8 protein-coding genes are annotated in these 7,637 nt (G+C 35.2%); 7 read left to right on the top strand and 1 reads right to left on the bottom strand.

The window, feature by feature from the left end:
- A partial coding sequence (locus BM088_RS26440; RefSeq protein ID WP_143085169.1) for a transposase family protein occupies positions 1 to 251 on the bottom strand: 251 nt, incomplete at its 3' end.
- 187 nt (positions 252 to 438) lie between these two features.
- On the opposite strand from BM088_RS26440, the gene BM088_RS26435 reads away from it, so the two are divergent.
- The 7 genes from BM088_RS26435 to BM088_RS26405 all read left to right on the top strand — a co-directional run bounded on the left by BM088_RS26435 (position 439) and on the right by BM088_RS26405 (position 7,289).
- Positions 439 to 930 carry a DHH family phosphoesterase gene (locus BM088_RS26435; protein WP_091991875.1) on the top strand — a complete coding sequence of 164 codons (492 nt, stop codon included), beginning with the start codon at positions 439 to 441 and terminating at the stop codon, positions 928 to 930.
- A 212-nt stretch (positions 931 to 1,142) separates the two neighbouring features.
- On the top strand, positions 1,143 to 2,573 hold the full coding sequence (locus BM088_RS26430) for a mannose-1-phosphate guanylyltransferase/mannose-6-phosphate isomerase (RefSeq protein WP_091991873.1): 1,431 nt from the start codon (positions 1,143 to 1,145) through the stop codon (positions 2,571 to 2,573).
- 680 nt (positions 2,574 to 3,253) lie between these two features.
- Positions 3,254 to 3,625: a GxxExxY protein gene (locus BM088_RS26425; RefSeq protein WP_091991871.1), complete on the top strand. Its 372-nt coding sequence runs from the start codon at positions 3,254 to 3,256 to the stop codon at positions 3,623 to 3,625.
- Between the two features lie 475 nt (positions 3,626 to 4,100).
- Positions 4,101 to 4,385: a four helix bundle protein gene (locus BM088_RS26420; RefSeq protein WP_342742251.1), complete on the top strand. Its 285-nt coding sequence runs from the start codon at positions 4,101 to 4,103 to the stop codon at positions 4,383 to 4,385.
- A gap of 153 nt (positions 4,386 to 4,538) precedes the next feature.
- Positions 4,539 to 4,997 carry a GDP-mannose mannosyl hydrolase gene (locus tag BM088_RS26415; protein WP_091991869.1) on the top strand — a complete coding sequence of 153 codons (459 nt, stop codon included), beginning with the start codon at positions 4,539 to 4,541 and terminating at the stop codon, positions 4,995 to 4,997.
- A gap of 139 nt (positions 4,998 to 5,136) precedes the next feature.
- A complete protein-coding gene (locus BM088_RS26410; protein WP_091991867.1) occupies positions 5,137 to 6,570 on the top strand; it encodes a mannose-1-phosphate guanylyltransferase/mannose-6-phosphate isomerase in 1,434 nt (477 codons plus the stop codon).
- A 347-nt stretch (positions 6,571 to 6,917) separates the two neighbouring features.
- Positions 6,918 to 7,289 carry a GxxExxY protein gene (locus BM088_RS26405; protein ID WP_091991866.1) on the top strand — a complete coding sequence of 124 codons (372 nt, stop codon included), beginning with the start codon at positions 6,918 to 6,920 and terminating at the stop codon, positions 7,287 to 7,289.
- Positions 7,290 to 7,637: the final 348 nt, after the last annotated feature.

Genomic DNA, 7,637 nt, shown 5'->3' with positions numbered 1-7,637 from the left:
TCATCCGCTTTTAACCGACAGACGACACGAGCAATAGTGTCATGCTTTGGAATTCCAGCGTCGAAAGAGCCATATCTTTTTAACCAATCAAGCTTTAGATGCCCAAAGTCTTCAATATCCTCCCATCCTTGTGCACCAGAGAGTACGGCACTAATTGCTAGCAGAAGAATATCGATAAGTTCATGCTTTTTGCAGCGCTCAATGCGAGGATCTGTAATAGAATTAAAGTGTTTCAAAAAAGTAGCGCTCATATTAAGTTACCAAAGGGGGATTATGCCTTGATCTGATCGCTACTTGTTCTATAAGTTCAATTTATAATGATCTTGCCGTGCTATTGCAGCCGTTTATGGTGATAATTTAGTATCAACAGCTGATAAATTAGCAAGTGAATATGACTTAACTGATGAACAAGCTGCTTTTTTATGTGAATTAGGTACTTTGATTAACTATAACGGTTATGGCGCAACATTAGATGATTTGCATTTTGACCCAGTAGAACTTTATAAAAAGTTAAGCGGTATTGCTAACCCATTCACATTACAAGATGATAAAAGTTCAGTATTTTATACATTACAAGCAGGCTACAAAAAAGATTATGAAAGCGTTACGGATATACAAGCTCATGTGAATAATGATATTTGTGAAGTTTATGTATTACCATGTGAAGCATGGGCAAGGCGCATAAGTGGTGTATATGGCAATGAACTTGCTAATACAAACCCAAGTAAAGCACATGCTGTTTTAACTTTAAATGCTGATGGTACATATTTAGTGAGTGTAAGAGCACCACTTGAAAATAGAGCTGGTGCTGATGAAATTTGTACGCAATTTGCGACAGGCGGCGGTCGTAAAGCAGCCGCAGGTATTAATAAATTACCAGTCGACCAGGTTGATGAGTTTATTAGCGTATTGAGTAAATATTACGCTTAATGTAGGAGGAGCCTTTAGGCCCGAATGGGGTTTATAGTTGGTTTTTGTGGTTAATTTGTTCGCAGCTAAAGTTGGCTCCTACAGTGGATTCATATATTTTTGTATGTAATCAAAACCGTTCGCGGCTAAAGCCTGCTCCTACAAGTGTTTTTTTATTTTATCTTTTGAATTAGAATATCCCTCTCTTCTTTATAAATTTTAGGAACCTCTAAATGTTTATTCCCGTTATTATGGCCGGGGGTTCTGGTACTCGTTTATGGCCGCTTTCTCGTACTAATTATCCTAAGCAATTTCTGAATTTAACTCACTCTGATGAAACCATGCTGCAACAAACTATAAATAGGTTGAATGGTTTAAATTGTGGGGCTCCTTTTATTATCTGTAATGAAGAGCACAGGTTTGTAACTGCAGAACAAGTTCTTCAATTAGGCGTTGAGCATGGCGGTATATTATTAGAACCTATCGGTAAAAATACAGCGCCTACAATTGCGTTAGCTGCTTTAAAAGCAGTTAAAGAAAACTCTGATGCCACTCTATTAGTTTTGGCTGCGGATCATGTGATTCATGATAAAAAAGCCTTTCAAACATCTGTAAAACACGCTTATGAATATACTAAAAATGGTAAGCTAGTGACTTTTGGTATTGTTGCTAACTCACCAGAAACTGGCTATGGATATATTAAGCGTGGTGCTGAGTCAGGCTCTAAAGGGCTAGCTTATATTGTCGATTCTTTTATTGAAAAACCAGATTTTAAAATGGCTAATGAATATGTAACCTCCGGTGATTATTACTGGAATAGTGGCTTATTTATGTTTAAAGCAAGCCGTTATTTAGAGGAACTGAAAAAATTTAGACCTGATATTTACAAAGCTTGTGTAAAAGCCATGGAATCTCAAGTTACAGATATGGATTTTATTCGTATTGATAAACAAGCATTTATGGCTTGCCCTGAAGATTCAATTGATTACGCGATAATGGAACCTCTGTGTAATGAAAGATTAGATTCAGTTGTTGTAGTACCTATGGATGCTGGTTGGAATGATGTAGGTAGTTTTGATGCTTTATGGGAAGTATCTAATAAAGATAAAAATGGTAATGTGTTAACTGGTGATGTGAAAGTAGATAATACCCAAAATACATTAATAATAAGCGAAGATAAGCTTGTTACTACAATTGGTATTGAAGATTTGATGATAGTAAATACTAAAGATACAGTATTAGTTGCTCATAAAGATAAAGCACAAGAAATTAAAACAATAGTGAATGAATTAAAAACTGAAAAAAGAGCTGAAGTTAGTAACCACCGAGAAGTATATAGACCTTGGGGGAAATATGACTGTATTGATACGGGCGAAAATTTTCAGGTAAAACGAATAACTGTAAAACCAGGCGAAAGAATATCCCTTCAAAAACACCTTCACAGATCAGAGCATTGGATCGTGGTATCAGGTACTGCAAAAGTAACTAATGGCGATAAAACATTTTTAGTGACTGAAAATGAATCTACCTATATCCCATTAGGGCAAGTACATGCATTAGAAAACCCAGGTGTATTGCCGTTGGAGTTAATAGAGGTGCAGACTGGTTCGTATTTAGCCGAAGACGATATCGTTAGGTTCGATGATAAATACGGGCGCGGTTGATTAAAGGCCGCCTAACCACCGAGAGCACTGAGAAACACAGAGAAAAGATTAATAGTTAAAAAATATATAAAGAGGTTAGCTAGGTAAGCCGTAATCAGAGTTCTTAATGGTAAAAGCTTATTAACCACCGAGGGCACTGAGAGACACAGAGTAAAGATAAAAAACTCAATGAAAAAAGAATGAGATAAGACTGTTAAGTGATATGAAACCTTTGCTTCTTAGCGTTAAAGTTTAGTTAGCTACTTAGGAGAAGGGTTATATATTCTTTAGTATTTCTCTCTGTGTAGCAAAGCCTCTGTATACTCTGTGGTGCTAATTAATTCTCAGTGATAAAATATAGTTAACCACCGAGGGCACTGAGGAGCACAGAGAAAAGATTAAAAGCTAAAAAATATATAAAGTGATTAGTTTAGTTCCTAGGTAAGCCGAAATTTGAGTTCTTAGTGGTAAAAATAAATTAACCACCGAGGGCACTGAGAAATGAAGAGAAAAGATTAAAAAGTTCAAGGAAAGTAGAAGTGGGGAAAGGTTACCTAGTGGTGTAAGCCTTTGCTTCTCGGTGTGTAGTGTTAAAGTTAAGAACCTAGAAGAGAAGTTATACTTTCTTTAGTGTTTTTCTCTGTGGAGTGAAGCCTCAATGTACTCTGTGGTCAAATAACTATTAAATAAAAGGGATCAAGATGGAAAAGGATTTACTAACTCAAAAAGTGATTGGTTGCGCTATTGAAGTTCATAAGGAGTTGGGTCCCGGTTTATTGGAGTCTAGCTATGAATCATGTTTATTATATGAATTAAATCAAGCTGGAATTTTAGCTCAAAGTCAGGTTTTGTTACCTATTAATTATAAGGGAATGAATATTGATGCCGGATATAGGTTGGATGTTTTGATACCAGGTGAGCTGATTCTAGAATTGAAAGCAGTAGATAAGCTCCAGCCAATACATACCGCACAATTAATAACTTATTTAAAATTAACCGGTATAAAAACCGGGTTATTAATTAACTTTAATGTGAATAGATTAGTTGATGGAGTTAAGCGAATTAGTGTTTGACTGTTTTTATCAGTGAAACAATATTAACCACTGAGGGCTCAGAGAAACGTAGAGGAGGAATATAATAAAATTTATTTTGTATCTCTCTGTGAGCGTAGTTTCTGTGTACTCTGTGGTAAAACGAAATTAACCACAGAGGACTAGGTGAAACAGAGAGGGAAAATATAATAACATTTGTTTTTGTATATCTCTGTAAAGGTAGCTTCTGTGTACTCGATGGTAAAACTAAATTAACCACAGAGAAAAGGAGGAACACAGAGGGAATATTCAATTAGTTTAGAACAAGGCTTAACTGAAACTTATGATTGGTTTTTGGCTAATCAAGAAAGTTTTAGGAAATAAAGAGTAGTAGAAAGTGATAAGTAGACAGGTTGAAAGTTTAAAGTTGAAAGGGATAAGTAGAAAGTTAGAATGGGTGATCCTTTTACCTTTGTACTTTTGCTTCTTTCTACTAAAACAAACAAGGAATGTTGATATGAAATTTGAAGATTTAGATGTATGGAAACGTTCTGCTCGGTTATCGTCCGAAATTTATAAGCAGTTTGCAAGTTGTAAGGATTTTGGATTTAAAGATCAAATAACTCGTTCTAGTTTATCTGTACCTTCTAATATAGCTGAAGGTTACGAGCGCTATTCAAATAAAGATACAATTCGGTTTTTATATTACTCAAAAGGTTCTTCAGCTGAATTACGTACTCAACTTTATATTGCAATGGAAAATATGTTTTATTCCAAAAGAACTTGGCAAAGTTTGGGTTGACGAAACAATTGAACTTTCTAAAATGCTGCAAGGCTTGATAGGTTCGTTGAAGGGTCGAAAGTAAAGTTAGAAGGCAGGGTTTAGTAGAAAGTTTGAAAGTAGAAAGTAGAAAGTAATACTTTAGCCTTGTACCTTTCTACTAATGAGGTAATTATGTTATTAGATAAAGAAGTTTTTAGTACTGTTATTGAAAGTACGCCGCTGGTTTCTATTGATTTAGTTGTTTTAAATAATAAAGGGCAGGCTTTACTTGGGCAAAGGTTAAATAAACCAGCGCAAGGTAATTGGTTTGTACCTGGTGGGCGTATTTTAAAAGATGAAGCCATGGCCGATGCATTTAAACGCTTGACTAAAGAAGAGTTAGGTACTGAGTATTCAATAGAACAAGCTAAGTTATTAGGACCTTTTGATCATTTTTATACTGACAATGTATTTGGTGATGAGTACTCAACTCATTATGTCGCTATTGCTTATGTATTACAGTTAGATCAGGATTTGGATAACCTACCTATGGATATTCAGCATAATGGCTATAAGTGGTTTGATGTTGAAGCGTTGAAGCTTGATGAACAAGTGCATTTAAATACTAAGAGATATTTTAATGCTGAGTAGAAGTTAGAATCAAATACAAGATACAAGATACAAGATACAAGATACAAGATACAAGATACAAGATACAAGATACAAGAATAAAGGGTAAGGCTTAACTTTCCTTTGTAATGCTATCTTTATATAAATATTTAGGAATATTATGATTTTACCTGTAATTATGTCTGGTGGCAGCGGAAGCCGTTTATGGCCACTATCTCGCGCCTTACACCCAAAGCAGTTTTTAGCATTATTAAACGAAAATACTTTATTGCAAGAAACAATTAATAGACTTGATCCTGCGTCAACGATTGACCCTTTAATTATTTGTAATAATGAACACAGATTTATTGTTGCAGAGCAATTACGTGCTAATGGCACTGGTTCTAGCGATATTATTTTAGAACCTATGGGTAAAAATACAGCTCCCGCGATCACGCTAGCAGCACTTGCTGCCATAGCAAAAGGTGATGACCCACTATTATTAGTTTTAGCTGCCGATCATGTAATTAAAGATGTAACAGCATTTCAAACTGCTGTTGTAACTGCCTCTGATTTTGCTGAACAAGGCAAGTTAGTAACATTTGGTATTGTGCCTACTCATGCTGAAACCGGTTATGGTTATATTAAGCAAGGTGAAAAGCGTACTCAACTTGAATCTGTTGGGTTTGATGTTGCAAGCTTTGTAGAAAAACCAGATTTAACAACTGCACAAAGTTACCTAGATTCAGGTGAGTACTTATGGAATAGTGGCATGTTTATGTTTAAGGCATCTCGCTACCTTGAGGAACTTGCTAAATTTTCACCAAAAATGCTTGAGGTATGTACTAAAGCTTATGAGAGCAAATCTCAAGATTTAGATTTTACGCGTATTTGTGCTGATATATTCGCACAATGCCCTGAAGACTCAATAGATTACGCTGTAATGGAGCCCTTATGTAAGGCTGAAGACTCCCAAAACGCGATAGTAGTACCTATGAATGCAGGCTGGAGCGATGTAGGATCTTTTTCTTCATTATGGGAAGTAAGTGAAAAAGACGAAAGCGGTAATGTAAATCATGGTGATATTATAAGTCATAATACGACTAACTCTTACATTAACGCAGGTCATAAATTAGTAACTACGGTTGGTATTGATAATTTAGTAATCGTTGAAACTAAAGATGCTTTATTAGTTGCTGACAAAAGCCAAGTTCAAGATGTTAAAAAAATTGTTGAAAAATTAAAGTCTGATGAAAGATACGAATATAAACATCAACGTGAAGTATATCGCCCTTGGGGGAAATACGATTCTTTAGATTTTGGTGATCGCGACCAAGTTAAGCGTATTACTGTTAAGCCTGGTGCAAAATTAAGTGTGCAAATGCATCATCACAGATCTGAACATTGGGTCGTTGTATCAGGTACTGCAAAAGTTACTAATGGTGATAAAACGTTTTTAGTAACTGAAAATGAGTCTACCTATATTCCATTAGGGCAAGTACATGCATTAGAAAACCCTGGTGTATTACCATTAGAGTTGATAGAAGTGCAAACTGGTTCGTATTTAGGCGAAGACGATATTGTTAGGTTTGATGATAAATATGGGCGCGGTTAACCTCTTTGTCACCACCGAGGTCACTGAAAAACACAGAGAAAAGATTAAAAGCTATAAATATATAAAGTGATTAGTTTGATTTTCTAGATAAGTTTAAATCTGAACTCTTAGTGGTAAAGACTTATTAACCACCGAGAGCACAGAGGACCACAGAGAAAAAATTAAAAGCTCAATGAAAAAAGAATGAGAAAAGATTGTTAAGTGATACAAAGTCTTTGCTTCTTAGCGTTAAAGTTAGCTACTTCGGAGGAAGATTATATATTCTTTAGTATTTCTCTGTGAAGCGAAGCCTCTGTGTACTCTGTGGTTTAAACTTTGTTTTTCGAGACTAAATCAAAGGAAATAAGATGGAAAAGGATTTTCTAACACAAAAAGTGATTGGTTGCGCTATTGAAGTTCATAAGGAGTTAGGTCCTGGTTTGTTGGAGTCTAGCTATGAATCATGTTTATTATATGAATTAAACCAAGCTGGAATTTTAGCCCAAAGTCAGGTTTTATTACCTATTAATTATAAAGGAATGACGATTGATGCTGGCTATAGGTTGGATGTTTTGATTCCAGGTGTATTGATTTTAGAGTTGAAAGCTGTAGATAAACTCCAAGCAATACATACCGCACAATTAATAACTTATTTAAAATTAACTGGTATAAAGACTGGATTATTAATTAATTTTAATGTGAACAAGTTGGTTGATGGGGTTAAGCGAATTAGTGTTTAACTGTTCTTACCAGTAAAAAAATATTAACCACAGAGCACTCAGAGAAACATAGAGGGGGAATATAATAACATTTGTTTTGTATCTCTCTGTGAGCGTAGCTTCTGTGTACTCGGTGGTAAAACAAAATTAACCACAGAGGACTTAGAGAAATATAGAGGGAAAATATAACAACATTTGTTTTTGTATATCTCTGTACAGGTAGCTTCGGTGTACTCGATGGTAAAACTAAATTAACCACAGAGAAAAGGAGGAACACAGAGGGAATATTTTAAATATCTAGTCTTTCTATTTCTTAGTGTAGCGCAGCCTCTGTGTACTCTGTGGTAAAACAAAATTAACCACCGAGAA

Source organism: Pseudoalteromonas denitrificans DSM 6059, from assembly GCF_900112265.1.
Lineage (GTDB): Bacteria > Pseudomonadota > Gammaproteobacteria > Enterobacterales > Alteromonadaceae > Pseudoalteromonas > Pseudoalteromonas denitrificans.
This window is presented reverse-complemented; position numbering and strand designations above follow the sequence as displayed.

What these genes read in the sequence shown, in the direction of transcription:
- BM088_RS26415 (WP_091991869.1), top strand. Translation starts at nt 4,539, where the DNA reads ATGTTATTAGATAAAGAAGTTTTTAGTACTGTTATTGAAAGTACGCCG.
- BM088_RS26430 (WP_091991873.1), top strand. Translation starts at nt 1,143, where the DNA reads ATGTTTATTCCCGTTATTATGGCCGGGGGTTCTGGTACTCGTTTATGG.
- BM088_RS26405 (WP_091991866.1), top strand. Translation starts at nt 6,918, where the DNA reads ATGGAAAAGGATTTTCTAACACAAAAAGTGATTGGTTGCGCTATTGAA.
- BM088_RS26410 (WP_091991867.1), top strand. Translation starts at nt 5,137, where the DNA reads ATGATTTTACCTGTAATTATGTCTGGTGGCAGCGGAAGCCGTTTATGG.
- BM088_RS26420 (WP_342742251.1), top strand. Translation starts at nt 4,101, where the DNA reads ATGAAATTTGAAGATTTAGATGTATGGAAACGTTCTGCTCGGTTATCG.
- BM088_RS26425 (WP_091991871.1), top strand. Translation starts at nt 3,254, where the DNA reads ATGGAAAAGGATTTACTAACTCAAAAAGTGATTGGTTGCGCTATTGAA.